Annotated in this window: 26 protein-coding genes; 1 reads left to right on the top strand and 25 read right to left on the bottom strand. The window is 48.9% G+C overall.

The window, feature by feature from the left end; genetic code table 11:
• Nucleotides 1-132: 132 nt before the first annotated feature.
• Nucleotides 133-1,275: a tRNA epoxyqueuosine(34) reductase QueG gene (gene queG / locus SSV_RS02085; RefSeq protein WP_072073490.1), complete on the top strand. Its 1,143-nt coding sequence runs from the start codon at nt 133-135 to the stop codon at nt 1,273-1,275.
• Between the two features lie 33 nt (nt 1,276-1,308).
• Here the strand turns inward: queG and SSV_RS02080 are convergent, their stop codons facing one another.
• The 25 genes from SSV_RS02080 to SSV_RS01960 form a co-directional block, all read right to left on the bottom strand.
• Nucleotides 1,309-1,884 (bottom strand): flavin reductase family protein, encoded by a 576-nt coding sequence (locus SSV_RS02080; RefSeq protein ID WP_072073489.1) that lies wholly within the window; start codon nt 1,882-1,884, stop codon nt 1,309-1,311.
• A 69-nt stretch (nt 1,885-1,953) separates the two neighbouring features.
• Nucleotides 1,954-2,646, bottom strand: coding sequence for an ABC transporter ATP-binding protein (locus SSV_RS02075; RefSeq protein ID WP_072073488.1), 693 nt, complete (start codon nt 2,644-2,646; stop codon nt 1,954-1,956).
• Nucleotides 2,633-3,424: an ATP-binding cassette domain-containing protein gene (locus tag SSV_RS02070; RefSeq protein WP_072073487.1), complete on the bottom strand. Its 792-nt coding sequence runs from the start codon at nt 3,422-3,424 to the stop codon at nt 2,633-2,635. Before SSV_RS02070 ends, SSV_RS02075 begins: the two co-directional genes overlap by 14 nt.
• The gene (locus SSV_RS02065) at nt 3,412-4,218 is read right to left on the bottom strand and encodes an ABC transporter permease (RefSeq protein WP_072073486.1); all 807 of its coding nucleotides are present in this window, start codon (nt 4,216-4,218) and stop codon (nt 3,412-3,414) included. The genes SSV_RS02070 and SSV_RS02065 overlap by 13 nt, the downstream gene beginning before the upstream one ends.
• Nucleotides 4,211-5,152: an ABC transporter permease gene (locus SSV_RS02060; protein ID WP_072073485.1), complete on the bottom strand. Its 942-nt coding sequence runs from the start codon at nt 5,150-5,152 to the stop codon at nt 4,211-4,213. The genes SSV_RS02065 and SSV_RS02060 overlap by 8 nt, the downstream gene beginning before the upstream one ends.
• Nucleotides 5,153-5,243: 91 nt before the next feature.
• Nucleotides 5,244-6,851: a nickel ABC transporter substrate-binding protein gene (gene nikA, locus SSV_RS02055; RefSeq protein ID WP_072073484.1), complete on the bottom strand. Its 1,608-nt coding sequence runs from the start codon at nt 6,849-6,851 to the stop codon at nt 5,244-5,246.
• 93 nt (nt 6,852-6,944) lie between these two features.
• Nucleotides 6,945-7,754 (bottom strand): ABC transporter permease, encoded by an 810-nt coding sequence (locus SSV_RS02050; protein WP_072073483.1) that lies wholly within the window; start codon nt 7,752-7,754, stop codon nt 6,945-6,947.
• Nucleotides 7,747-8,742, bottom strand: coding sequence for an ABC transporter permease (locus tag SSV_RS02045; protein ID WP_072073482.1), 996 nt, complete (start codon nt 8,740-8,742; stop codon nt 7,747-7,749). Before SSV_RS02045 ends, SSV_RS02050 begins: the two co-directional genes overlap by 8 nt.
• Entirely contained in the window at nt 8,735-9,718 is a 984-nt protein-coding gene (locus SSV_RS02040) for a M14 family metallopeptidase (protein WP_002898236.1), read from the bottom strand. Before SSV_RS02040 ends, SSV_RS02045 begins: the two co-directional genes overlap by 8 nt.
• Entirely contained in the window at nt 9,708-10,478 is a 771-nt protein-coding gene (locus tag SSV_RS02035) for an ABC transporter ATP-binding protein (RefSeq protein WP_002898237.1), read from the bottom strand. The genes SSV_RS02040 and SSV_RS02035 overlap by 11 nt, the downstream gene beginning before the upstream one ends.
• Nucleotides 10,475-11,257: an ATP-binding cassette domain-containing protein gene (locus SSV_RS02030; protein WP_002898238.1), complete on the bottom strand. Its 783-nt coding sequence runs from the start codon at nt 11,255-11,257 to the stop codon at nt 10,475-10,477. Before SSV_RS02030 ends, SSV_RS02035 begins: the two co-directional genes overlap by 4 nt.
• A 3-nt stretch (nt 11,258-11,260) precedes the next feature.
• A complete protein-coding gene (locus SSV_RS02025) occupies nt 11,261-12,796 on the bottom strand; it encodes an ABC transporter substrate-binding protein (RefSeq protein ID WP_072073481.1) in 1,536 nt (511 codons plus the stop codon).
• A gap of 174 nt (nt 12,797-12,970) precedes the next feature.
• Nucleotides 12,971-14,074, bottom strand: coding sequence for an NADH-dependent flavin oxidoreductase (locus SSV_RS02020; RefSeq protein ID WP_072073480.1), 1,104 nt, complete (start codon nt 14,072-14,074; stop codon nt 12,971-12,973).
• 55 nt (nt 14,075-14,129) lie between these two features.
• Nucleotides 14,130-14,702, bottom strand: coding sequence for a histidine phosphatase family protein (locus SSV_RS02015; protein WP_072073479.1), 573 nt, complete (start codon nt 14,700-14,702; stop codon nt 14,130-14,132).
• Nucleotides 14,699-15,427, bottom strand: a complete 729-nt coding sequence (cobS, locus tag SSV_RS02010; RefSeq protein WP_072073478.1) for an adenosylcobinamide-GDP ribazoletransferase — start codon at nt 15,425-15,427, stop codon at nt 14,699-14,701. Before cobS ends, SSV_RS02015 begins: the two co-directional genes overlap by 4 nt.
• Nucleotides 15,424-16,008 (bottom strand): bifunctional adenosylcobinamide kinase/adenosylcobinamide-phosphate guanylyltransferase, encoded by a 585-nt coding sequence (cobU, locus tag SSV_RS02005; protein WP_072073477.1) that lies wholly within the window; start codon nt 16,006-16,008, stop codon nt 15,424-15,426. Before cobU ends, cobS begins: the two co-directional genes overlap by 4 nt.
• Nucleotides 16,001-17,299 (bottom strand): glutamate-1-semialdehyde 2,1-aminomutase, encoded by a 1,299-nt coding sequence (hemL, locus tag SSV_RS02000; protein WP_072073476.1) that lies wholly within the window; start codon nt 17,297-17,299, stop codon nt 16,001-16,003. Before hemL ends, cobU begins: the two co-directional genes overlap by 8 nt.
• Nucleotides 17,300-17,342: 43 nt before the next feature.
• On the bottom strand, nt 17,343-18,314 hold the full coding sequence (gene hemB, locus SSV_RS01995; protein WP_072073475.1) for a porphobilinogen synthase: 972 nt from the start codon (nt 18,312-18,314) through the stop codon (nt 17,343-17,345).
• The gene (locus tag SSV_RS01990; RefSeq protein ID WP_072073474.1) at nt 18,301-19,026 is read right to left on the bottom strand and encodes a uroporphyrinogen-III synthase; all 726 of its coding nucleotides are present in this window, start codon (nt 19,024-19,026) and stop codon (nt 18,301-18,303) included. Before SSV_RS01990 ends, hemB begins: the two co-directional genes overlap by 14 nt.
• The gene (gene hemC / locus SSV_RS01985) at nt 19,011-19,931 is read right to left on the bottom strand and encodes a hydroxymethylbilane synthase (protein ID WP_072073473.1); all 921 of its coding nucleotides are present in this window, start codon (nt 19,929-19,931) and stop codon (nt 19,011-19,013) included. Before hemC ends, SSV_RS01990 begins: the two co-directional genes overlap by 16 nt.
• Nucleotides 19,918-21,171 (bottom strand): glutamyl-tRNA reductase, encoded by a 1,254-nt coding sequence (hemA, locus tag SSV_RS01980; RefSeq protein WP_072073472.1) that lies wholly within the window; start codon nt 21,169-21,171, stop codon nt 19,918-19,920. Before hemA ends, hemC begins: the two co-directional genes overlap by 14 nt.
• 15 nt (nt 21,172-21,186) lie before the next feature.
• A complete protein-coding gene (locus tag SSV_RS01975; protein WP_072073471.1) occupies nt 21,187-21,618 on the bottom strand; it encodes a precorrin-2 dehydrogenase/sirohydrochlorin ferrochelatase family protein in 432 nt (143 codons plus the stop codon).
• An 11-nt stretch (nt 21,619-21,629) separates the two neighbouring features.
• Nucleotides 21,630-22,205, bottom strand: coding sequence for a cob(I)yrinic acid a,c-diamide adenosyltransferase (locus tag SSV_RS01970; protein ID WP_002898252.1), 576 nt, complete (start codon nt 22,203-22,205; stop codon nt 21,630-21,632).
• Nucleotides 22,202-23,701, bottom strand: a complete 1,500-nt coding sequence (locus SSV_RS01965; RefSeq protein WP_072073470.1) for a cobyric acid synthase — start codon at nt 23,699-23,701, stop codon at nt 22,202-22,204. Before SSV_RS01965 ends, SSV_RS01970 begins: the two co-directional genes overlap by 4 nt.
• On the bottom strand, nt 23,686-24,501 hold the full coding sequence (locus SSV_RS01960; RefSeq protein ID WP_072073469.1) for an energy-coupling factor ABC transporter ATP-binding protein: 816 nt from the start codon (nt 24,499-24,501) through the stop codon (nt 23,686-23,688). The genes SSV_RS01965 and SSV_RS01960 overlap by 16 nt, the downstream gene beginning before the upstream one ends.
• Nucleotides 24,502-24,554 lie beyond the last annotated feature (53 nt).

Genomic DNA, 24,554 nt, shown 5'->3' with positions numbered 1-24,554 from the left:
AAATTCCGCATTTCATTATATCATATAGGCTATAGGATTAGGAAGTCTTATAAAATATTGGTATATCTTTAGAGGGAATAGACCTTTCTCAATCATTCGCCAAGTTGGCATTTTTCCGCTATAATAGTAAGGATGAAGATCAAAGAAGAAATTATTAACTTAGCAAAAGACATTGGGATTTCTAAGATTGGCTTTACGACAGCGGATGATTTTGACTATCTGGAGAAATCGCTGCGCTTGGCTGTAGAAGAAGGGCGAAATTCAGGATTTGAACATAAAAATATCGAGGAGCGGATCAAGCCCAAGCTCAGTCTGACCTCGGCCAAGACCATCATCTCTATCGCCGTCGCCTACCCCCACAAGCTCAAGCAGCAACCTCAGAAAACGGCCTACAAGCGAGGGAAATTCACCCCTAACAGCTGGGGGCTTGACTACCACTATGTCCTGCAGGATAAACTAGATCGGCTGGCCAAGGGAATCGAAGAGCTAACCGCTGACTTTGAGTACAAGGGTATGGTGGACACGGGTGCCTTGGTCGATACTGCTGTAGCCCAAAGAGCAGGAATCGGCTTTATCGGCAAGAACGGCTTGGTCATCTCCAAGGAATTTGGCTCTTATATGTTTTTAGGAGAGCTAATCACCAATCTGGACATCGAGCCTGATCAGCCTGTCGGCTACGGCTGCGGAGACTGCAACCGCTGTGTGACAGCCTGTCCTACTTCCTGCCTGATTGGTGACGGCAGCATGAATGCCAAGCGCTGTCTGTCCTTTCAGACTCAGGACAAGGGCGTCATGGATCTGGAATTTCGCAAGAAGATTAAGACTGTCATCTATGGCTGTGATATCTGCCAAATCTGCTGTCCCTATAATAAAGGCTTGGACAATCCGCTCGCAACAGAGATTGACCCCGACCTTTCTCATCCGGAGCTCCTGCCTTTCTTGGAGCTTTCCAACGGTCAGTTTAAGGAGAAATTCGGCCATGTAGCCGGCAGCTGGCGGGGGAAAAACATCCTGCAGCGCAATGCCATCATCGCTCTGGCCAATGCCAATGATCGCTCTGCCATTCCCAAAATGCTGGAAATTATAGACAAGGGGCAAAATCCGATTCATGTCGCTACGGCTATCTGGGCTCTGGGTCAGCTGGTGCGTGAGGCCCATCCAGAAATGATAGAATTGGTCATGGGCATCAAAAATCCAACTCCGCAAATCCAAGAAGAGCAAGGCCGTTTCCTAGAGAAATTTGGCCTAGAAGAAAAGCTTGTGATAGAAAACTAAACCGCCGAGATTCTTCAAATCTCAGCGGTTTCTTTATTTTTCTTCTTGTTTGCGGATTTCTTTGATAATGGAGCCCATCTTGACTGACTCGTCGCTGAAATAGCGGTAAAGCCGGCCATCTCCGTCTCCCATGTAGCTGATAGGAGAAAAACGGTCACTGCGGAAAGCATCATTCTCATCAATCAAGTCTTCATCAACCACGCGCCGAGTGACACGGGCGATGACATTGGTCAAGGCACCGCATTCGACCATATCCAGCACCTGACACTCAATGGACACAGGGCACTGGTCTACAAGCGGAGCATCCACGGTCTCGCCGATTGTGTAGCTAAGACCAGTTAAGGCAAACTTGTCCTTGCGGCTGTTGAAGCCAGCAATCTCAGACTCTCTGGTCAAATCCTTCTCTGGGACATTGACTGTGAATTGCTGGTGCTTGGTAATCTCTGTAATGGCATTTCCCTTGGTACGCATGGCAATAACCATCATGCTGCCCAAGGAATAAACCGAGCTTGAGGTTGAAATATTATAGCCGTGCACATCGTCCTTATAGCCTAAAAAGAAGACTGGAAAGCCGAAGTAAAGTTTTCTCGTTTCAAAAGTACGTTTCATATATGTTCCTTTATGTTAAATTTTAAGATTAATCAGCTAACTGAGCTATTTGTCAGCTAAAATTTCCTACTAGCCTATCAACTTTTTTGTCACAGGGTGACGAGCCTGGATAGGAAGCGCAAAATCCTTTATCTCGTCAACGATTTCCCCGTCTGCCATGACCAAAATCCGGTGGCAAAGCGCATAGCTCAGCTTGAAGTCATGAGAGATGAAGACATAGGTCAGCTGGTATTTCTCCCACAAATCATACAGGAGGCGTAACAACCTGCCTTGAACAATGGGATCCAGACCGCTCAGAGCCTCATCAAAGATGAGAATATCTGGCTTCAAGAGCAGACCGCGAGCGATACAAATCCGTTGGAGCTGGCCGCCACTGAGCTGGCGTGCCAGCTGACTCAGAAAGCTTTTGTCTAGACCGACGTCTTCTAGAATGGCTTCTATCTCTTCTCTAGCCACATCCTTTGGCAGAGCCTCTGTCAAGACCTGCTCGACTGTAAAGTGCGGATTGACCGAATGAAGAGAGTCCTGAAAAACCAGCAAGATTCTTACACCTGACTTTTTGACTGAGTAGGGCTGGCCATCCAGCAGGATCTCACCCTGACTAGGTTTTTCTAGGCCAAGCAGCAATTTCGCCAGTGTGCTCTTGCCACTGCCGCTCTCGCCCATCAGGCCGATAATTTCACCCTTCTGGACAGAGAAGTTACAGTCTTTGACAACCATTTTACCATCGAATTTTTTAAAAACATGTCTACATTCCAGCATCTTGTCTCACCAACCGTTCGTATGGATTTCCTAAGATAAGGTCTTGGCTATAGGGTTGCGAAGGATTTTCGAGGAGCTTGTCCACTTGCCCTTCCTCCATGATGGCCCCCTGATACATGACAAGCATCTTGCCTCCCAGCTCTCGCGCTAAATGATAGTCATGTGTTACTGTGATGAGGGTCTTTCCTTTAGCCAGCTGCTCCTTTAAGATAAGGATAATCTGCTCTCGATTGTGGATGTCCAGCGCCGAAGTAGGCTCATCCAAAATGATGGTCTCTGGCTCTAGGCAAAGCAAGATAGCCAGCATGACCCGCTGCAGCATACCGCCGCTGAGCTCAAAAGGATATTTCTTCAAAAGTTCTTCCGGCTCTCCCAGTCTGACCTCCTTCATAGAAGCTACTGCCTTAGTCAGACAAGCGCTCTTTGAAATCTTGCTATGGCTGCGCAGGGTTTCCCAAAAATGGCTTTGAATGGTTTGAAAAGGATTGAACATAGCCATCGGATTTTGAGACATATAGGCCACTTGACTGCCTCGTAGCTGCTGCCAAGCTTTGAGAGAATTTCGCTCCAGATACATAGAGCCATAGTGAACTTCACCTTGCATGCTCAAGGATGAAGGCAGTTGGCCAATCAATATCTTGGTTAAGAGGGTTTTGCCAGAACCACTCCCCCCAATGATGACCAGAGACTGACCCGCCTCCACTTCAAAGCTGATGTCCTGCAGAATGGTCTTTCCCTCAATCTGGGCTGTCAGTTGCTTTACTGCTATTTTTTCCATATCTGTTTCCAGCCTTTCTCTTCAAAGCATTCAGCAAATAGATTAAAGGCGACCACAGTCAGAAAGATAGCCAGTCCGGGCGCCAGCATCATCCAAGTTGCCGTTTGAAAATGGCTTCTAGCATCATGCAGCATCATACCCCACTCGGTAATGTTGGGCTGGACACCGATTCCCAGAAAGGAAAAGCCAGAAATCATGAGAATGATATTCCCGATATTCATGAGCACGATAATCAAAATAGGCTTGTAGATAAAGGGCAGGATATGAGTTTTGAGAATATGAATCTGAGAGAGTCCCATGGTCTGGGCAGAAATGACATAGGCTTCCTCCTTGGCACTCTTGACCAGATTGGCCGTCACCCTTGCATAGTAGACCCACTCTATGATAACAATGGCTAAAATCATATTGGTCATTCCCTGTCCTAATATCCCAACTGTAGCTAGAGAGAGCAGGAAGCTAGGAAAGGCAGAAATGACATTTGCAAACCATAAGAAGGTCGCTTCAGCCTTTCCTTGGTACCATCCAATCAGCAAGCCGACTGCCACACCGATGACCACTTCCAGCAGACTGATGGTCAGGGATAAGAAGAGGGAGTATCGGGCTCCATGAAGCAGACGAGACAAGATGTCTCTGCCCAGCTGATCCGTTCCCAATATATGAACAGCATCAGGTGGCATCAGTTTATTTGAAATCTCTACATGCTGAGGATCAAAAGAGGATAGATAGGGTGCAAAGAGAGCGCAGATGAAGAGGGCCAGCAAAATGACACTTGAAAATATAAATCGTTTAGACATTGCTCCTCCTTTTTCTGACTCTAGGGTCGATCCAGAGCGTCAGCTGCTGGGTTAGAATATTATTTCCCAAGAATAATAGGCCAAATAAAAGCATACAGCACTGGATGATGGGTAGATCCACAGCCTGCAAAGCATCTACAAAGAGAGAGCCGACACCATTCCAAGAGAAGACTTCTTCGACAATCAAGGAGCCTGTCAGAAGATAGACCAAGGTCAGGCTCAGGCCTGTCGCAATGGCTGGCAGGGAATTTCTCAAGAGATGATTCTTGACCAGGAAGAACTTGCTGACTCCGCGCAGGAGGGCATTTTCAACATGGACACTCTTCATCTGTTCTATCACGGCCTTACGGATCAAGGCGGTATATTGGCCAATCAATGACATACTAAGGGTCAGACTGGGAAGAATCAAGCTGCTAAAATCCTGCTTGCCCGAAACTGGCAGCCATCTGAGCTGAACAGCAAAAACCACAATCAGCATGTAACCTAGCCAAAAGCTGGGCATGGAAACGCTGGAAAAGGATAGAAAGCGATTGACCTTATCAAAGAGAGAACCCTTGTAGACTGCACTAAAAATTCCCAAAGGAATAGACGTAAGCAAAATGAGGGCAAAGGAAGTCAAGCCCAGAGAAAGGGTGGACTGGAAACGCTCCAACACCAGGGGCAGGACAGGAACCTTTAATAGATAAGATGTCCCAAAATCCCCACGAAGAGCCTTAGTCAGCCAGCCTAGATACTGCTGGGGCCAAGGTTGATTGAGTCCCAGATATTCTCTGGCTTTTTCCAAGGATTGAGGAGTCACTTGAATCTTAGATATTCTTAAATAGTTTTCTGCTTGATCCGCCGAGGACAGCTTGGCCAAGAGAAAGGTCAATACTGAAATCATCAAGAGGGCAGCAAAGAGAGAAACTATTGTTTTAAATAAATCTTTTTTCATATTTCTTAAAAGAAAAGGGGCGGCTGCTAAGTTTTTAACCTTGGCAGCACTACTCCCTTTATATGCAAATTTGTATGTATGAAGTTAGCTTTTATTTTTTCTCAATATAGCGCAGTGGGAAGGCATTTTCTTCTGGAGCAAAGCGCATGCCATCAAGTTCTCCCTTGCGATAGACAGAGACAACAGATTGGTAAGTGATTGGGATATAGATAGCTTCATCATGGAGCATAGTGAGAACTTTCTTATAACCTTCATCAACTTTTGCTTCGTCTGGCTCAACCAGAGTCGCCTTGATAATGCTGTCCATTTCTGACTTAGATGGCAGAGCTTCTAGGGCAACATTTTCTGGGTGACCATGGTCAGCTGGTGAAGTCAGGGCAGTCATCCAAGCATGCGGATCCCAAGGTGCTCCCCAAGAGAAGGTCAGCATCAAATCAAAGTCGCCAGTCTTAATATTTTCCCAATAGTCATCTTCTTCCATAGCTTTGAGCTGAACGTCAATTCCGATTTTCTTCCATTCGCCTTGGAAGTACTCAACCAAGTCCTTGTCTGTCGCCTTAGACGAAATATAAGGAACATTTAGGCTTAATTTCTTGCCGTCTTTTTCACGGATACCGTCAGAGCCCTTCTTCCAGCCTGCTTGGTCCAGCATCTTTTCAGCCAGCTCGATATCATACTCATACGGAGTGATATTGGCATCAGAGTGCGGTGTAGACTTAGAGAAGATAGTATCAGCTGGTGTTTCTGTTCCGCGGAAAATGTCTTTCGCGATAGACTTCTTATCAACCGCATGGTTCATCGCCTGACGGACAGTCTTGTCTTTGAAGATTTCTTGCTTGGCATTCAAGAGCATGAGGCGGCTGGACATTGGCTGAGATACATCTGTCGTGTACTTGTCATCCTTGGCATACTTGGCAAAGTTATCCAAACCGATAACGCCATTTCCATAGAGCAAGTCTACATTTCCAGACTCAAACTCCAAAGCACGGGTTTGTGGATCTGGGATAATCTTGACCGTTACTTCTTTCAATTTAGGCTTTTCACCCCAGTAATTTTCATTACGGACAAAGGTGATGTACTCATTTGCCTTCTTGTCTTTGACAACCCATTGACCAGTTCCGATTGGCTTTTTGAGGTTATCCTTAGTTGTGTCATCTCCGTCAGGGAAGGCCGCATCAGCTACGAAGCGGATCGGACGAATCATTGATAAATCATAGAGAGTCGCACTGTAAGCTTGTTTGAGCTTGATTTCAAAGGTATGCTCATCGACAACTCGGTAGCTTTCCAGTTGGTTGGTAAAGTCAAACCAAGTGTGGTTTTTCTTATTTTCCTCTGAAAAGACTGTATCGAAATTGCGTTTGACATTCTCTGCATTAAAGTCAGAGTCGTCTGAGAATTTTGCCTTTCTCAGCTTGAAGGTATAGGTTTTACCATCTTCACTAATATCCCAGCTTTCTGCCAAGGCTGGCTCGATTTTCCCATTGTCACCATAGCGGACAAGGCCTTCATAGACCATATCCTGAATGACAAATTGGTCTGGATTGTAGCGGTGAGGATTGACATCCCCAAAGTCTTCGCCCCAGACCATAGTGAGTTTGTCTTTCTCATTGACCTGTTGGGAAGAGTTTGAGTTTTGCTGGCAGGCTACCAAGAATAAAGGCAGCAAGAGGACAACTAATAAAAATAATTTTTTTCTCATTTTTATTGAATCACTTTCTTGTATTCATATTTTTTTGTTTGCAGTCCCAAGAGACAGGAGGCTGCATTTTTTTAGCTGTTGATTTTTTGATGATCAACTCATGCGATTGTACTTGCTGTTGAGAACATCCCCGAACTTGGTAAAGAGGAGAATGGTCAAAATCAGCAAGATACAAGGAAAGACCACAATCCAAGGGGCTTCCTGAATGTAAATCCGGCCGTCATTGATCATGGCTCCCCACTCAGGCGACGGTGCCTGAGCTCCCAATCCGACAAAGCTGAGACCAGCGATTTCCATGATAATGGTGCTGATGTCAAAGCTCATGGTCGTCAGAATCTGCGGAAAAAGACTGGGAAAATAATAGTTTTTCAGAGTTGTCCAAAAACTATTGCCATACATTTTAGAGGACTGGATATAGGGTTCATTTTTCAGCTGCAGGGTCATGGAACGCATCAGGTAGGCATACTTGGTCCAGGCTGTCAAGCAGATAGCGATGAGGGTTTGCTGGAGGCCGATGCCCAAGATACTGACGATGGCAATGACCAGAATGATGGATGGAAAAGCCTGAAAGGCCGTGATAACCAGCAAGATGAACTGGTCGAATTTCCCGCCGATGAAGGCGCTAGTCACCCCGATAAAGGAGCCCACCGCCGCAATCAGCATTAGAATCATCAGGGCTGGTAGGACTGTTTCCGCACCTCCGCTTACTGCACGCGCAAAGACAGACCGACCCAGAGCGTCCGTTCCGAACCATTCACTGCTGCTCGGTCCTTGCAGGGCTTGTCCCAGATTGACCTTGGTCAAACTGTCACCCAAGAGACGAGGAGCCAAGGAGGAGAGGACCAAGGCCAGGACGATGAGACCGCCCAAAATCAGGAGTTTTCGATTGATTTTTTTATCCATACGAACCCTCCTTGCTTGCTTTTAGTTTCTTCACGCGCGGTAGCAGTTTGGGATTTTCCTGAGCCAGTCGGATGCGAGGATTGAGCCAAACCATGAGCAGTTGAAAGACTAGATTTACAGTCAAGACACCAGCTGTGATAAAGAGAACCGCCCCCTGAATAAGGGGATAATCCCGCTTGGCGACTACTCCAATCAGCATCTTACCGATGCCTGGCCAGGAAAAGAGGTGCTCGATAATAGCTACACCGCCTAAGAGCGAGCCCAGAGAAAGGCTGACCAAGGTCAGAAGAAAGGGCAGAACATTGTAAATCACATCATGCAGTAGGATATGTCCCTCTCGAATCCCCCGACCTCGCGCACCTTCGACTTCTGGCGAATGTAGCACTTCTATCAAAGCAGTTCGCAGCTGCGGGATATAGCGAGTAGACATAATCATGGCAAGTGTCATGACTGGCAGGACTAGGCCCAGCTCATTAGCCGTTGCCTGAATGGGAAACCAATGCAACTGAACGGAAAAGATCAGAATCAGGATAATTCCCATAACAAAGCTAGGAATGGCATTCAGGAAGGCCAGACCTGCCATCAGGAAGCGGTCGATAGGCTTTCCAGCATGGTAGGATGTGTAGAGAGCTGTCGGCAGGGAAATCCCCAGAGTCGCTAGCAGGGTATAAAAAGCTAGGTAGACTGTATTGGGAAAATAGAAAACCAGCTGCTCCCAGACCGAAGCTCCAGAATTATAGGTCACACCAAAGTCACCATGGACAATCCTGCCCAGCCAGGCCAGATATTGCTCCATAAAGCTGCCATTCAGTCCCATCTCTGCCCGCTTGATTTCCAGCAGTTCCTTGGTAAAAGGAATGCCCTGAGCATTGAGGATGCTCTCAGCCGGATCTCCCGGTGCTAGATAAACCAGTAAAAAGGAGATAAAGCTGACGCAGAGCAGGATGAGGACGAATTGCAGAATAGTTTTGATAATAAATTTAATCATGCGCCTCCCTTTCAGATGTCTGGTAGCTTCCAGGCTTCTTGCTAGCTACAGCCAACAGCACTTCGCCTTGGTGGACGACCAAGGTCGCTTTCTGGTAGAGGACCAGACCGTCTTCCTTGGCAGTCACCTTTTCTAAAATATTGCCATAAATATCACAGATTTCACCGATGACCTGACCAGCCTGTACTGTTTGATTGGGCCGAACAAAGCACATCCAGCAGCCCGACCTCTGACAGGTCAGGTAGTAACTGTCGTCAAAGATCAGCGGCGCCTGCTTATAATAGGGCATAGTCCCTTCAAAAAGATAACGCGCAACTTGCTTGACCGACTCCTTCATGGCCAGCACATCCTCTGGCAGACAGGTGCCGTTTTCTCCCCGCTCCAGCAGGATGCTAGGCAAACCATAGTCCACCGAGGCAGCGTGATAAAGATTGCCGCGGTCCTGAGACTGGTAGATAATCGGTGTCCCAGAAGCCTGCAGCATCTGATAGGACTTCTCCATTACCTCTGGATTTGCCCGCAGAGAATAGTAACCATGAGGGGTCAGCAGTTCTTCCCGATTGCCACTGTGTAGGTCAATGAGGAAATCACTGACGCTAAAAACCTGGCTCTCAATCACAGACCGAATCTGATAGCTGAGGCTGGAAACTGGCTCTTGGTCCTGAAAAATCCTGTTCAGATTGAGGCCGTCCTCAGGTACAAGTGTCGTCTCCCGAGCCCAGAAGCCGCTGACATTGACTGCATGCAGGAGGAGGACAGAGCCTTGAAAGCTAAAGTCCCACTCATGCGCCAAGTCCATCAGCGCTTTAACCCCTACATACTCGCAGCCATGGACTGCAGCACTGATGGTCAGCAAGGGCTGGGAGGCCTGTCCTTTGAGCAGAGTGTACTGGATAGCCAGCTCATCTGTGATGGGCAGACTGCCTTGATAGCTACTGCAAGGAGCCATAGAGTCTAGTTCTTGCTTAATCCTCATCTTTATCCTCCCTGTACTGACTGAGCAAGAGCTTGGTATAGTCACTCTTGGGAGCAGAGACGACCTCTCGCATGCTGCCCTTTTCTTGCACGATTCCGTCCTTGAGGACGATTAAATCCTCAGCAAAATTGCTAACCAGAGCGATATCATGTGAGATGAAGAGAAAGGAGGTCTGCGAGCGTTCCTTGATATCTGCCAGCAGCTGCATGACCTCATACTGAACGGTCACATCCAGAGCACTGGTGATTTCATCGCAGATAAGCACATCAGGATTAATCAGCAGGGCACGGGCAATGGCGGCCCGCTGGCATTCTCCTCCACTCAGCTGATACGGCAGCCGCTGAGCAAGCTCAGGTGTCAGACCGACCGAAGTCAGCAAGTCATGGATGGCCTGCTTTCTATCTGACGGTTGCTGATAGAGAGAGAAGTTTCGACAGACCTCTTCTAGGCTCTGCTGAATGCTGCGCTTGGGATGAAAGGTCGACTGGGGCTGCTGGGCGATGTACTGGACCCGAGCATAGTAGTCCCTATCCTTGTAGGCAGAGACTGGCTGGCCCAGTAGAGTCAGCTCCCCTTGGTCTGGCTTTAAAAAGCGGCAGATGAGTTTGGCAATGGTACTCTTACCTGAACCTGATTCACCGACCAGACCCAAAGCCTGTCCCTTTTCCAAGCTAATGTCAATATCAAAGACACCGATTCTCCGCTCGCCTATCTGACTGTACTCGTAGGTCAACTGGCGACCGATCAATACTTGATTCATAACTGCTCCCCTTCTCTAAACTCTGCCAGCTTAGGCACAGCCTTCAGCAATTTCTGGGTATAGGCCTGCTCAGGATGGCGGAGAACTTGATGGGCTGGACCACTTTCGACAATCTGCCCTTCTTTCATGACGACTACCTTTTGCGCTAGATGCTCAGCTACACTGATATCATGTGTGACAAAGAGAATGGCCATGTTTTCCTCCTGATGAAGCTTGCTCAAGAGATCAAGCAACTTCATTTTCGACAGGACATCCAGAGCGCTGGTCGGCTCATCAGCCAGAAGCAGTTTGGGCCTGCTGGCTAGAGCTAGCGCCACACCGACCAGCTGCATCATACCACCGCTGAGCTCGAAAGGATACTTATTGACGACTTTTTCAGGCAGCAGTCCCACCATTTCTAGACATTCCTCCAAGGGACGGAGATTTGCTGCTTGCTGGCCCTGATTTTTCACCAAGTCCTGATAATGCTTTTTGATCTTACGACGGTTATTGAAGCTGAGACTGGCATGCTGACTAATCCAGGCCACTTCTCGGCCTACAAAAGGCAGATAAATGCGATGGTTCTGGGGATGAATTTCCTGCCCCTCAAAGGTAATACTGCCCTCTGTCACTGTCAGCCCCCTAAGAGGGAGGCCCAGCAGCATCTTGAGCAGGGTAGACTTGCCACTGCCGCTCTCGCCCACAATCGAAAGGGACTCCCCCTCTGCAAGAGAGAGGGAGACCCGATCGAGAATGACTTTATCTGCTGACTGCACCAGCAGATCTTTCATTTCCAGCATGTTTTATTCCTTTGATAGTTTGTTGCTGACATGGTAGTAGTCTGTTGGATGGGATTCCAAACCAGAGACGGACTTGTCCATTACCAGAGCGACCTTGAAGAAGCCGATGATGGTAAAGCCGTAGTCCTTATCCATGATTTCTTGGATTTCCTTGCTGAGCTGATTGCGCTTAGCTGGATCAGTTTCAGTCGCCAGCTCTTCGATTTTCTTGTCTGCTTCTGGGTTGCTGTAGTGACCGATATTGGCTGTACCATTGGTCTTAACGGCACTGTTGAAGAAGGCATATGGATCACCGATAGGAGCTGCTACCACCGCGTAAGGTGTGAAGGAATAGTCCTTTTCACTGGCAACGGCACTGACTTCAACTTTCTTAATAGTCGCTTCGATTCCGACTTCCTTGAGTTGTTGTTGGCTTGCTTCTACAGCCAGCGGCATTTCAGGCAGACGAGTAAAGGACAGCAGCTCAATGCTGACTTTTTGACCGTCTTTTTCACGGTAGCCATCGCCGTCAGTATCCTTGTAGCCAGCTTCATCCAAGAGTTTTTTAGCTTTTTCTACGTTAAATTCATGGACGCTCTTTTGCAGGGCAAAGGCAAATCCTTTAGGGAAAGGGCCAACAGCTGGCACAGCTGAGCCTTTAAAGAGGGATTCAGAGTAGGTTTTCTTGTCTACCAAGGTATCTAAAGCCTGACGGAACTTGTCATCTGCTACGTAAGGATTTTCAAAGTTATAGTAGTAAGCTAGGTAGCGGGAACCTTCTACTTCAGAAATTTTGTAGTTCTTATCGGAAGCATAGGTACTTAGATTTGCATAAGGCAGACCATAGACGGCATCAACTTCCTTAGATTTGAGGGCTGCAGAAATAGCTGTCGGATCAGAGAAGTATTTGATCTTCAGATTAGCAACTTTTGGCTTGCCATCCCAGTAGTCATCATAAGCCTTGAGCTCTGCTCCGCTCTCAGGAGTGTACTTGGTCACCATGTAAGGGCCAGTTCCGACAGGAGCCTTGTCAGATGCACTCTTGCCAGTCGTATCGACAATGGCGGAGTATGGCTCTGCCAAGAGATTCGCCATGATTGGCTGCACAGCCTTTGTCTTGATGGTCACGGTTTGACCCTCCGCAGAGATACTGTCAATGCCCATATCTGATGCTGCCCGTTCGCTGGTCTTAATCAAGCGTTCCAGAGAGGCTTTGACCTTTTCACCGGTCATTTTTTCACCATTTTGGAAGGTCACCTTATCCTTGAGGGTGATTTTCCACTCTAGGTCTGAGACTGCTTCGATTTTCTCAGCCAGCCAAGGTTTTACCTCAAGTTTGTCGTCCATCTTAAAGAGGGTTTCTCCCACTCCGTAACGGACCGTGAACCAGCCATTGTATTCCGCTGCTGGATCCACATTTGCTGGAAACTGGGTATAGCCGATGGTTACAGTCTTGCTGCCACTATCGCCAGCAGGTTCGCTGGTTTTGCTAGGGTTTACACAGGAGGCTAGGGCTAGGCCTGCCAAGGCTAAAACCATTATTTTTTTAAAATGTTTCATAAATATTCAAATTCCTTTTCTATTTTGTAAACTACTTTAAGACGGTCTGTCCTAGTCAAATCTAGATACTATTGGCTCTCTGTCTAAGGTGGTTCAGTGTCCTGCAGATGAGAGAGCAAACGAGTGAAAAACAAATGATTGCTCATTATTTGTCCTCCTTCTAGCTGGTATGTCTTAATCTTTTCCTTCCAGATAGCTTCGAGCATCTTCGACAAAGGCAGTTGGTAGAGCCAAGTCAGCCTGCAGCTCATCACGATAAGCTCGGATGACTTCTGCCTCCCGGCCAGAGACAACCTTTTCTGTCCAGTCTGGGTCTAGGAGCAGAGCCTTGCCGAGGGCAAAGAGCGGAATCCCCGCATCCAATACTCGCTGGGCATCCTGCTTGGTCTCTATCTTACCGACACCAATCAGGGGCACTCTATCATTAATTTTTCTGATAATTTTCTCAATCACTGGCTCCGAGTCCTGAGAATCTCTGATAGACGAGCGCCAGACATCAGAGGTCGAAATATGCAGATAGTCCACCTGATGATAGATAAGCTGCTCCAGCAACTGCAGGGTATCATAAAGCTGGATACCTGGCTCTTCAATCTCTTCTGGAGAAAAGCGGTAGCCAATCAGGAAGGGGCGGTCAGCCTCTTCTTTGACCAGCTGCTTAGCTCTTTTCAGCAAGGTCTTTGGAAAGCGCAGGCGGTTGTTAAGACTGCCGCCCCACTTGTCCTTACGGACATTTGAATGAGGAGAGACAAACTGCTGGATCAGATAGGTATTGGCGCCATGAAGCTCGACTCCATCAAAGCCAGCCTGAATCGCCCGTCTGATAGCTGACAGAAAGTCCTCTATCACCTGCTCCACTTCAGCGTTCTTGAGCGCCCTTGGCCCTGCCAAATAATCGCGCGGAGCCTTGACAGCGCTGGGTGCTACTGGCTGACCGTCAATCAAATCAGGCAGAACCATACGACCACCATGATAGAGCTGCACAATAGCTAGAGCCCCTTGGTCCTTGATGGCCTTGGCCAGACGGCTAAGCCCCTCAATCTTATCGTCCTCGGCGCCACTGAAGCTCTCCGCAAAGGACTTGCCCAGAGGATGGACATAGGTACTGCCAGTAATGACCATGCCAACCGACCTAGAGCGGCGGGCAAAAAAGTCGATATCTGCCTGAGATACATAGCCACCCGGCTCCCTAGCGCAGATGGTCATAGGAGCCAAGACAACACGATTGCGCATGGTCTGGCCATTTTTAAAAGTAAATTTATCCTGAATCTGTGTATTCATCTGGTCACCTCTTTCCCAAGATAAATCATGTTGTTTGTTTTTAATTAATAAAGCCTTAGAGTAAGGTCGCCTGCCAATTCTGGTCGCGTTCTTCCAAGAGCAGCACTCGTCCTTGGGGGACATCAATGTTCCAAAAAACAGCCTCTCCATCAACCAAATGCTGGTAAATCAAGCGAAGGACTCCCAAATGAGCCACTAGAGCGATTGAGTCCTCAGTACTATCTAGCAGGCGGTCTGTTGCTGCCCAGACTCTGGTCTGAAAGTCAGCGAACACTTCTGCCTCAGGAGGCGTGACCTCAAAAGGTTCCTCCAGCCAAGCCTGCCAGACTTCTGAAAAAGCCGCTTCAATCTCATCAGCTGTCAAACCTTCCCATTGTCCGAAACCTCGCTCGTCAAAATCAGCTATGGCCTTGACTGGTCTGTCTGGAAAAGCTAGCTGGGCTGTTTCCTGTGTCCGTTTGAGACAACTGGTGTAAATCACATCAACTGGGTGCTCCTGCATCAGCAGAGCCAGCTGCTTGGCATCTTTTTGGCCTTGTTCGTTGATAGAGACATCATGGCTGCCGTAGAAACAGCGCCTGCAGTTGTAGTCTGTCTGACCGTGCCGCATCAGATACCATCTTTTCATCCTAGCACCACCAATCCTAAGAGATAGAGGAGCTGGGCAATTTCGACATAGGCTCCTAACGTATCGCCTGTGTGACCGTCAATTTTATTATAAACGAAACGACGATAGCCGATTGCTCCCAGAAATACCAAGCCGTAAGCCAGAAGGCCTCTCCAGCTGAAAACCAGCAGAGACAGGAGCAAAGGCAAAAGCTGGGCAAGCAGGATATGACTAGTTTTACTGCCACTGAAGAAATTCCCCGAGCCGCCGCCTTCTCTAGCATAGGTCATCCGGTAAAGCTGTAGGCTCAGACCGGCCTTGCCAATCATGGTCAGACTAGCCACGATAAACCAGCGAGGCTCTGGCAGATAAGGGTAAAGAACCAGCATCAGAGCATAGTAGAGAATGAGTGCCAGAACGCCATTGCTGCCAATCCGACTGTCCTTCATAATCTCTAGCATCCGCTCCTTCTTACGAGAGGAGAAGAGACCGTCTGCCGTATCCGCCAAGGCATCTAAGTGAAAGCCGCCCGTCAGCAGAACATCGAAAGCAAGGGTCAGAACCCAAGCGACCATCCCTGGCAGAACTAGGCTCGTCAGGAAATAAAATCCTCCTGAAATCAGCCCCAGCAAGAGGCCAAAGAGGGTCAGAAAAGGAAGTCCCCGTCGCAGATAGGAAATATCCACTGCCTTTGGAATCACAATCCGGCTAAAAAATTGGGTATAGATAATCAATGCCTTTATCATTTCAACTGCTGAGCGAGGCCGCAGATGACTAGATAAGCCTCACTCGCCTCCTTTGCAATCAGTTGGTTAATCTTGCCCTGCACATCACGGAAAAAACGACCTAGTCTGGTCTCTGGGACAATGCCCAGGCCAACCTCATCCGTTACAATCCAGCACTCAGCATCAGTCTGATGGATTGCAGATAGGAGCTCTTGCCATTCTTCTTCCAAGAGCTGCAGCAGGAAAGACTGCTCCTGACGGCTGAGAAAGTTTTTTTCCGTCAGCTCCAGCTTGTCTGGAAAATGCTGGGCAATTAAATCAAAGAGGCGATTGCTGGTCAGAAGGGTGGCACAGTCCAGCAGGTAAACTGGATGCGACTGCTCTCGTAGCCAGCCCGCCAGACCTGCATACTGTTCCTGAGTTGTCCAGGAAGAAGGCCGCCGTTCTTGGTGCAGCCGAATCCGCTCCTGCCATTCTGGATCCTCTCCTCGAGGTAGGCCAGTCGCAATGTAGCAGACTTCCTCTCGGTTCGCTAACTGCTCCTCCGCAAATGCCGACTTACCGCTTCTGGCACCGCCTGTCACTAACACAATCTTAGCCATTTGCTTCTTCTTTCATTTCTTGAAATGCCTGCTCAAAGGCTGCCAAGGTATGGTCTAGATCCGCTCTAGTATGAGCACTGGACATAAAATTGGTTTCATACTGAGATGGCGCCAGATAGATGCCCTCTTCCAGCAAGAGACCGTGCAGTCGTGCAAACTGTGCATGGTCAGCCGCCTTAGAATCCTCAAAGTTACGAACCGGCTTCTGACTGAAGAAGAAGCCAAACATGGTTCCCTTGGACACGACTTGCAGATTAATGCTGTACTTATCGGCTAGATTTCGTAAGCCATCACAGAGGTAGCTTGTTTTCTCTTCAATCTCAGCAAATAGCTCAGGTGTCAACTGTTTCAGGGTTTCGTAACCAGCCGTCATGGCAACTGGATTGCCTGATAGGGTACCAGCCTGGTAGATGCTGCCCAGAGGCGCCACCTGATCCATATAGACGGCCTTGCCGCCAAAGGCTGCGACTGGGAAGCCGCCACCGATAACCTTGCCCAAGCAGACTAGATCCGGCTCTGTCTGATAGAGGCCGACTGCCCCCTGATAATGAGCTCGGAAACCACTCATGACCTCATCCACGATGAAGAGAGAGCCGTATTCCTGAGTGAGGGAGCGAATAGTACTGATAAAGTCCGCATCCGCTGGAATCAAGCCCATATTGCCCGCAACTGCTTCTAAAATGACACAGGCAATGTCGTCTCCGTGCTTTTCAAAGCAAGCTTTGAGAGCATCTATGTCATTGTATGGCAAAGCCAGAGTTTCCCCAGCTACCTGAGCAATGACTCCGGCAGAATCAGCAATCCCAAAGCTAGCCAAGCCTGAACCAGCCTGAACTAAAAAGGAATCGCTGTGACCGTGATAGCAGCCGATAAATTTGACAATTTTAGAGCGCTTGGTCACTCCACGCGCTACCCGAATGGCACTCATGGTCGCTTCCGTTCCCGAATTGACCATCCGCATTCTTTCCATGAAAGGCAGACGCTCCTGCACCAGCTGGCCGAGAGCGATTTCTCTAGGACTAGGAGCACCAAAACTGGTCCCCTCCCAAATGGCCTCCTCAACTGCTGGTAACACATCCTTAGGAGCATGTCCCAAAATCATAGGTCCCCAAGACAGGACGTAGTCAATATAGCGGTTGCCATCAACATCATGCAGATAGGCTCCGCTGGCTTTTTCGATAAAAAGCGGATGACCACCCACAGCCTTAAAAGCCCGGACAGGACTATTGACCCCGCCTGGAAAGAGCTTTTGAGCCTCTGTGAAATATTGGTTGGAATGTTCTCTCTTCAAGTTCGTCCTCCTTATCTAGAAAACTGCTGTTCTTTCGCAGTCTCTATCCTTCTCTCAGATAGCTGGCCGCATCCTTGGCAAAATAAGTGATAATCAAGTCTGCACCAGCCCGCTTCATACTGGTCAAAGTTTCCATGACAATGGCTTTTTCATTGATCCAGCCCTGCTGAGCTGCTGCCTTGACCATGGCGTATTCACCGCTGACATTATAGATCACCAGAGGCAGCTGGGTTTCCTGGCGCAGCTCTCTAAGGATATCCAGAAAGGCCAGAGCCGGCTTAACCATGAGAAAGTCTGCTCCCTGCTCCTCATCACTCTTAGCTTCTCTAAGAGCTTCCAAGCGATTGGCCGGATCCATCTGATAGGTCTTGCGGTCGCCAAAGGCCGGAGCACTCTCACCTGCATCTCGGAAAGGTCCATAAAAGCTAGAGGCAAACTTAATCGCATAGGACATGATGGGAATGTCTTCAAAGCCCGCCGCATCAAGCCCCTGACGGATAGCCGCCACAAAACCGTCCATGGCATTGGAAGGCGCAATAACATCTGCTCCAGCCCTGGCTTGGCTGACAGCGACTTCTGTCAGTCTAGTCAGAGACAGATTATTGTCCACTTCCTCCCCTCGCAAAATACCGCAATGCCCGTGACTGGTAAACTCACAGAGACAGGTGTCTGCAATGACGACCGTCTCAGGGAAATGCTTCTTGATCAGACGGATAGCTTCCTGCACAATGCCATTTTCAGCTGAAGCCTGACTGCCTATTTCGTCCTTTTCTGACGGAATGCCAAAGACGATAAAAGCCCGAATGCCCAAGTCCACACATTCCTGAACTTCTGGCAGCAAATCCTCGAGGGAGAACTGATAAACTCCCGGCATGGAGGCTACTTCTTGCTTTTCAGTCAAGCCTTCCTTGACAAACAAGGGTTGGATAAAATCATCCACAGACAGATTTGTTTCTCTAACCAGCTGCCGCAGACCGCTGCTTCTTCTCAGCCTGCGATGTCTATAAAATTCCATGCTTCTTCTCTTCTTTCTTGATTATTTCCTTGACCATTTCCTCAACAGAAGGACTCTGGGGCTGGTAGTCTACCCCATAGCCCGATTCCCTCACTGCCTGAGCCGTTGTCTGGCCAATCACTGCAATCTGATGACTGGATGCTAGATGGGGCTTAATAGCACAAAAACTCTGCCAAGCCGATGGACTGGCAAAGGTCCAAATCACATCCTCCTGGGACAGATAGATCTCGAGCTGGTCCTGACCAGCAGGATTTGAGGTCGTTTTATACATAGGCCAAGCCCAGACCTCATGACCTGCTTCTTTTAACTTCTCAGCCAGACTGGGATTGGACAAGCTGCTTTGGGGCAGCAAAATCTTCTGCGTTGGCAGAGCCAAATCCAGCCACTCCTGAATAAAGTCAAGACCATAGTGGCTGATGGCCTGAAAATCACAGTCTCGGCCTAGTTTGTCCAGCGCCTGACTGGTCTGCGGCCCAATGGTCGCAATCTGGAAGTCCGCTTTCAGATAGGGACTGAAAGCCTCTACTGCGACAGCGCTGGTAAAAAAGACCCAGTCGGCTTCTGGTAGAACTGCTTGGATAGCTTCTGGCAAGGGCAGAGACTGACAGCGGATGAGAGGGACATGATGCGTCTCAAATCCAGCCCGTCTGATTTCTGCTAGCCAGGCTGAATCTGGCGCCTGCTCTCTGGTAAAGATTATTTTTTTAACCATGGCATTCCTACTGCTCCCTTATCGGCTAACTGGCGCACAGCCTGCTCTGCCAATTCCTGACCATCCTGACCTTGAAGGCTGACAAAGACACATTGGCCATCCTCCTTGGCTAGCATGGCCTCTAGCTGATAGCCCTGACCGCTTTTCTGGGCAAAAGCAGCGATAGGGAAGGTGCAGTCCGCATTCATCTGAGCCAAAACTGCCCGCTCAACTGCCACTTCAGCAGCTGTCTTCTCATCCTGAACAGTTGCCAACAGTTGCCGCAGTTCCTCATCCTCTTCCCGGCATTCCACCGCCAAAGCGCCCTGAGAAATAGCCGGCAGACAAAGACTGGTCTCTAAAGGCTGAATGTGAAGACGGCTTTGGTCCAGCCAGCCCAAGCGTTTAAGACCGGCCATAGCCAAGACAATCGCGTCGTATTCACCTTCTTCCAGCTTCTTGATACGGGTATCAATGTTGCCCCTCAGTGGCTTGAACGTCAAATCCGTCCTCTGAGCCTGCAGCTGAACCTGTCGGCGAATGCTGCTGGTTCCTATCAGAGCGCCCTTAGGCAGGTCCGCCAGCGTCTGGCCAGCTTGACGGAAAATCAAGCAGTCCCGAACATCTTCTCGCCGACTAATCGCACCGAGCGCACAGCCCTCAGCTAGCTTAGCTGGCATGTCCTTGAGACTGTGAACCGCCATATCAATCTCACCAGCCAAGAGGGCTCGTTCGATTTCCTTGACAAAGACTCCCTTACCGCCAATTTCCTGGAGGCTGACATGGGTCAGACGATCGCCTTTCGTGGTATAGGGAACGAGGACAAAGTCCCGCTCTGGATGGAGCTCCTTGAGCTGGTCCACTAACTGCTGGGTCTGGGTCATGGCCAGCTTACTCTTGCGGGTTCCTACCTTAATGACCTTCATCTTTTCCCCTTTCTCTGTGCAAGCCAAATATCTTGGCAATCAAGGCAATGTCATAGTCTGAATGCTCTCCGACTGACAGCTCTTTGAGCTGCAAGATTGGCTCCTTCAAGACTTGGTTGATAATACTCTTCATGTGCTTGGAAATCTGCTTCTGCTCCCGCTCGGTCAAATCTGGAATCTTGCGATTAAGGCTTTCCATAGCCGAAGCTTGAGCTTCCAAAGCCTTATCCCTGATTTCCTGAATCAGAGGAATAATGCCCAGCTGCTGACGCCAGTCAGCAAACTTGACCAGCTCCTCATCAATCTCCAAAGCAATCCGACCGGCAATCTCCTGCCGTTCTGCCTTATATTGCTCCAGTTGATTGGTCAGATTTTCGATATTATAGAGCTTCATAGATGGGCTCGGATGGCAGGAACGAGGCAGACAAAGGTCAAACACGACCGCACCCGCCTTAAGCAGGGAGGAAAAGATAATGTATTCTTCCGTTTTAACCGCCGAAAAAACCACATCTGCATCCGCCAGCACCGCTTCCAATTCATCCCAGCCATGGGCAGACACCCTGTCCTCTGTCAGAAAAGGCTGGGCCTTGCTGACTGTCCGATTGAGCAGCATGACGGAGTCGAATGGACGCTGGAGTGCATACTTAGTCACCAGCTGACCAATCTCTCCCAGACCTATGACAACTACCTTTTTAGTGCTGTAATCCAGCCCCAATCGGTCCAATTCTTGGATGGCAGTCAGGCCGATAGAAATAGGACGGTCATTGATTCGATAAGAATCATGCATGCGCTTGGCAAAGGTCAGCGCCTGCTTGAAAGCCTGATTGAGGACAATTCCAGTCGTACCAGCATCTTGCGCTGTCAGAAAAGCCTGCTTGAGCTGGCCCAAGACCTGACTTTCACCGACAATCTTGGATTCCAATCCGATAGAGACCCGCAGCAGATGCCGCAAGGCCTCATCCCCTTCACGAAAGACTAAATACTCTTCCAGCTCCTTGACAGGAATTTGAAACCAGTCTGCCAAAAAATGCTTGGAATAGTAGCGGCCAGTGTGCAGCTGGTCCACCACTAGATAGAGCTCGGTCCGATTGCAGGTGGACAGGATGATATTTTCCAAGATACTTTTTTCTCTTTTCAGGAGCTTCAGAGCTTTGAGCCCCTCCTGATCTGAAAAATGCGCTTTTTCCAAAATTGGCAGCGGTGTTTCCCGATGGGTCAAACCCACATATAATAGGTGCATGCTTCTTTCCTTCTTTTAAAGTTGGTCTAAAATTGCTTCTATCTTCTTGCGAATCTCCTTGGAGCGACTAGGCGAGAGACCATTGGTCGAGATCATGACAGATACGTCCTTCTTTCGCGCAATGGCTACATTATAAAAGTCAGAGAAGGTCTTGTCGCCCGTATTGTTCACCAGCTGACTGGGTGCCGCCTCCTCCATAATCTGACGGTTGACTTCCTCCTGATCGGTACAGGCAAAGACTAGCTTCGCGCCTTTCAAATCGCCTGTCTGATAGGGTCTAGCTAGCCATTGGACCTCCGCCTGCGGAATGTCAGCATGCAGAGTCGGACTGACCACTGTCACAGCAGCCTGCTCAGCCAACAGGGTCTTAATCTTCCGCGCTGCGACCTTGCCGCCTCCCACTACCACGACTTTCTTCTCTCTGATATTAATCATGACTGGATACATGCTAGCTTCTCCTATTTCTTTTCCCGAAAGATTTTCGCGCTGCGTTTGTAGACTGTATCCGGCTCCTCTAGACGGTCATTGACCAAGCGAGCCAGCACAAAAAAGTAATCCGACAGGCGGTTGATATAGATCAAGCCGATCTCATTGACTGCTTCTTCTGCCTCTATAACAGCTACCATACGGCGCTCCAGACGTCTGGTCATGGTACGGGCCACATGCAGGAGACTGGCAATCCGATGGCCGCCCGGAATGATAAAGCGGTCGATTTTCGGAGGAATATGCATATATTCATCCATCCGCTCCTCCAGCCAGCTGACATTGGCTGGCTCTTGCTTGTAGGGGCGCAATTCCCTCGGTGTCGCCAAGTCGCTGCCACAGTCAAATAGATGCTGCTGGATTTCCTCGCATTCCAGACGCAGGTCATCCAAGATGGGATAGTCGCGCATCTCAGATACGACATAGCCTAGATGAGAGCATAGCTCATCCATCGTTCCATAAGCTTCGACCCGAATATGAGTCTTGGATACTCGATCCCCACCGTAGAGCCGTGTAAAGCCCTTGTCTCCGTATTTCGTATAAATTCTCATTTTTCTTCTCTGTTGATGATTTGATAAATTTGCTCCATGTCCAAAGACTGGCGCAGGACGTCTGCTAACTTATCATACTCCCTGTCTTTAAAGTCTTTGATACTGATAAGCTGGTCCTCTAGCGGCTCTAAGCCCTTAGCCAGACGAAGTTCATTCAGATATTGACGAGTCCATTCTAGATTGTCAAAGACCCCATGCAGATAGGTTCCTTGGACCTGGCCATCATAAGCTACTGCTCCATCTAGACGTTCAGTCGCTTCACCATTTTGCTCCTTGATGATGGAAAATGGCTCCAGACTATCCGCCAGCTGGGTTTCCCCCATGTGAATCTCGTAACCCTCTAGCTCTTGCCCCTCATGCAGGGCTCTGACCTGAGTCGTCCTCTTGACCGGCTGAAGCACCGTCTCTGTCTCTAAAATACCTAGACCGCTAATCTCTTCTAAGTCGGACTCTAGGTGCAGCGGGTCACTAATCTTCTGCCCCAGCAGCTGATAGCCGCCACAGATACCAAAGATTCGCACGCCCTGCTCCAAACACTCGAGAATCTCGGCTTCAAGACCAGACTCTCTCAGATAGTTCATGTCTTCGATGGTGTTTTTACTGCCCGGTAGAATCAAGAGATCCGGCCGACCAATCGCATCACCAGGCTGGACATAGCGGACAGAAACATCCGGCTGGATTTCTAGACTATGAAAATCCGTAAAGTTGGACAGGCGCTTGAGGCTGACAACTGCGATATCCAGACTCTTTCTGCTATCAAAGCGCCGGCTTTTCTGCACCAATGCGACGCTGTCTTCGCTGTCAATATCCAGCTGGGCATAAGGCACGACTCCGATAACTGGCACCTGAGTCAGCTCCTCAATCATGTCAATACCAGACTGCAGCAAGGCCACATCGCCGCGGAATTTATTGATAATAACACCCTTGATCCGCTTGCGGTCCTCAGGCGGCATGAGCTCAATCGTTCCGTAGATAGAGGCAAAGACGCCTCCCTTATCAATATCGGCCACTAAAATCACTGGCGCATCGACCAGCTTGGCCATGCCCATATTGACAATGTCTCGGTCATTGAGATTGATTTCAGCTGGACTGCCAGCACCCTCGATGACGATGATATCATTTTCAGCACCCAACTCCTCATAGACTTCCTTAATCTTAGGCAGGAGTTGCTGCTTGTATTCGTGGTATTCGACGGCATCCATATCCCGCAGTACCCGACCTAGAAAAACGACCTGAGACTTGCGGTCAGACGTGGGCTTGAGCAGGACTGGATTCATGCGGACATCCGGCTCTTTGCCAGCTGCCTCAGCCTGAACGACCTGAGCCCGGCCCATTTCATCTCCTTTTTTGGTGATAAAGGAATTGAGCGCCATATTCTGCGACTTAAAAGGCACCACTTCTAGGCCATCCTGCTTAAAAATCCGGCAGAGCCCCGCCGCAATAATGCTCTTTCCAGCATCTGAGGCAGTTCCCTGTACCATCAATGATTTGACCATTTTACATTTCCTCCTAGCTGCTCAAAGAAAGCAGCTTCATTTTCTGCCAGTGGCGTCTGGATAGTCTGATGAAGCTTGACAATCCAAGGTACAGCTAGGCCTGCCTCTACTAGCAGATCTCCCTGCTGGAAGAAATCAAACTTGCTGCCCTCCGCAATCAAATGCCCCTTCTGCAGCAGATAGGCATAGTCACAGCAGTCATACATCAGATCCATGTCATGGCTGGATACGATGATGTTGGTCCCAGCCTGAACTAGCTTTTTCATAGTCGCTGCCATCTGATCCCGCCCTTTTGGATCCAGTCCTGCAGTAGGCTCATCAAGCAGCAGATACTTGGGCTGCAGGGCCAGCATACCGGCAATAGCCACCCGTTTTTTCTGGCCATAGCTCAGATACTGCAAGGGTCTGTCCTGCAGATGGGAAATGTCCATCATCTCTAAAGCCGTCGCTACTCTGCTTGCAATCTCGTCTTCTTCATAGCCTAAGTTTTCCAAGGCCATGCCAATATCGTCCTTCACAATGGTATAAAAGAGCTGCTGCTCTGGATTCTGAAAGACCATATTGACATGCTGCCGATACTGGAACAAGGCCTTCTTAGAATCGCCCACAGGCTGACCATCATATAAAAGACTCCCCTTCTGCGGTTTGAGCAGGCGGGTGATGATTTTCATGATGGTAGACTTACCTGAGCCGTTAACGCCCAAAATACCTGTAATCCGGCCCTCTTCGAAGTCCATAGAAATATTGTGCAGCGTTGGATTTTCGTCATAGGCAAAGGAAATATTCTTTACTTGTAACATCTGAGTTTCCTATCTACTTTCCATTATAGTATAAAAGCAGTCTTCTTGTAAAT

The organism is Streptococcus sanguinis (assembly GCF_001078705.1).
Lineage (GTDB): Bacteria > Bacillota > Bacilli > Lactobacillales > Streptococcaceae > Streptococcus > Streptococcus sanguinis_D.
Note: the sequence above shows the minus strand (reverse complement) of the source record. Positions and strands in the feature narration are given on the sequence as shown.

Coding starts and splice junctions, on each gene's coding strand:
- queG (WP_072073490.1), top strand. CDS start 133: ATGAAGATCAAAGAAGAAATTATTAACTTAGCAAAAGACATTGGGATT.
- SSV_RS02080 (WP_072073489.1), bottom strand. CDS start 1,884: ATGAAACGTACTTTTGAAACGAGAAAACTTTACTTCGGCTTTCCAGTC.
- SSV_RS02075 (WP_072073488.1), bottom strand. CDS start 2,646: ATGCTGGAATGTAGACATGTTTTTAAAAAATTCGATGGTAAAATGGTT.
- SSV_RS02070 (WP_072073487.1), bottom strand. CDS start 3,424: ATGGAAAAAATAGCAGTAAAGCAACTGACAGCCCAGATTGAGGGAAAG.
- SSV_RS02065 (WP_072073486.1), bottom strand. CDS start 4,218: ATGTCTAAACGATTTATATTTTCAAGTGTCATTTTGCTGGCCCTCTTC.
- SSV_RS02060 (WP_072073485.1), bottom strand. CDS start 5,152: ATGAAAAAAGATTTATTTAAAACAATAGTTTCTCTCTTTGCTGCCCTC.
- nikA (WP_072073484.1), bottom strand. CDS start 6,851: ATGAGAAAAAAATTATTTTTATTAGTTGTCCTCTTGCTGCCTTTATTC.
- SSV_RS02050 (WP_072073483.1), bottom strand. CDS start 7,754: ATGGATAAAAAAATCAATCGAAAACTCCTGATTTTGGGCGGTCTCATC.
- SSV_RS02045 (WP_072073482.1), bottom strand. CDS start 8,742: ATGATTAAATTTATTATCAAAACTATTCTGCAATTCGTCCTCATCCTG.
- SSV_RS02040 (WP_002898236.1), bottom strand. CDS start 9,718: ATGAGGATTAAGCAAGAACTAGACTCTATGGCTCCTTGCAGTAGCTAT.
- SSV_RS02035 (WP_002898237.1), bottom strand. CDS start 10,478: ATGAATCAAGTATTGATCGGTCGCCAGTTGACCTACGAGTACAGTCAG.
- SSV_RS02030 (WP_002898238.1), bottom strand. CDS start 11,257: ATGCTGGAAATGAAAGATCTGCTGGTGCAGTCAGCAGATAAAGTCATT.
- SSV_RS02025 (WP_072073481.1), bottom strand. CDS start 12,796: ATGAAACATTTTAAAAAAATAATGGTTTTAGCCTTGGCAGGCCTAGCC.
- SSV_RS02020 (WP_072073480.1), bottom strand. CDS start 14,074: ATGAATACACAGATTCAGGATAAATTTACTTTTAAAAATGGCCAGACC.
- SSV_RS02015 (WP_072073479.1), bottom strand. CDS start 14,702: ATGAAAAGATGGTATCTGATGCGGCACGGTCAGACAGACTACAACTGC.
- cobS (WP_072073478.1), bottom strand. CDS start 15,427: ATGATAAAGGCATTGATTATCTATACCCAATTTTTTAGCCGGATTGTG.
- cobU (WP_072073477.1), bottom strand. CDS start 16,008: ATGGCTAAGATTGTGTTAGTGACAGGCGGTGCCAGAAGCGGTAAGTCG.
- hemB (WP_072073475.1), bottom strand. CDS start 18,314: ATGGAATTTTATAGACATCGCAGGCTGAGAAGAAGCAGCGGTCTGCGG.
- SSV_RS01990 (WP_072073474.1), bottom strand. CDS start 19,026: ATGGTTAAAAAAATAATCTTTACCAGAGAGCAGGCGCCAGATTCAGCC.
- hemC (WP_072073473.1), bottom strand. CDS start 19,931: ATGAAGGTCATTAAGGTAGGAACCCGCAAGAGTAAGCTGGCCATGACC.
- hemA (WP_072073472.1), bottom strand. CDS start 21,171: ATGCACCTATTATATGTGGGTTTGACCCATCGGGAAACACCGCTGCCA.
- SSV_RS01975 (WP_072073471.1), bottom strand. CDS start 21,618: ATGTATCCAGTCATGATTAATATCAGAGAGAAGAAAGTCGTGGTAGTG.
- SSV_RS01970 (WP_002898252.1), bottom strand. CDS start 22,205: ATGAGAATTTATACGAAATACGGAGACAAGGGCTTTACACGGCTCTAC.
- SSV_RS01965 (WP_072073470.1), bottom strand. CDS start 23,701: ATGGTCAAATCATTGATGGTACAGGGAACTGCCTCAGATGCTGGAAAG.
- SSV_RS01960 (WP_072073469.1), bottom strand. CDS start 24,501: ATGTTACAAGTAAAGAATATTTCCTTTGCCTATGACGAAAATCCAACG.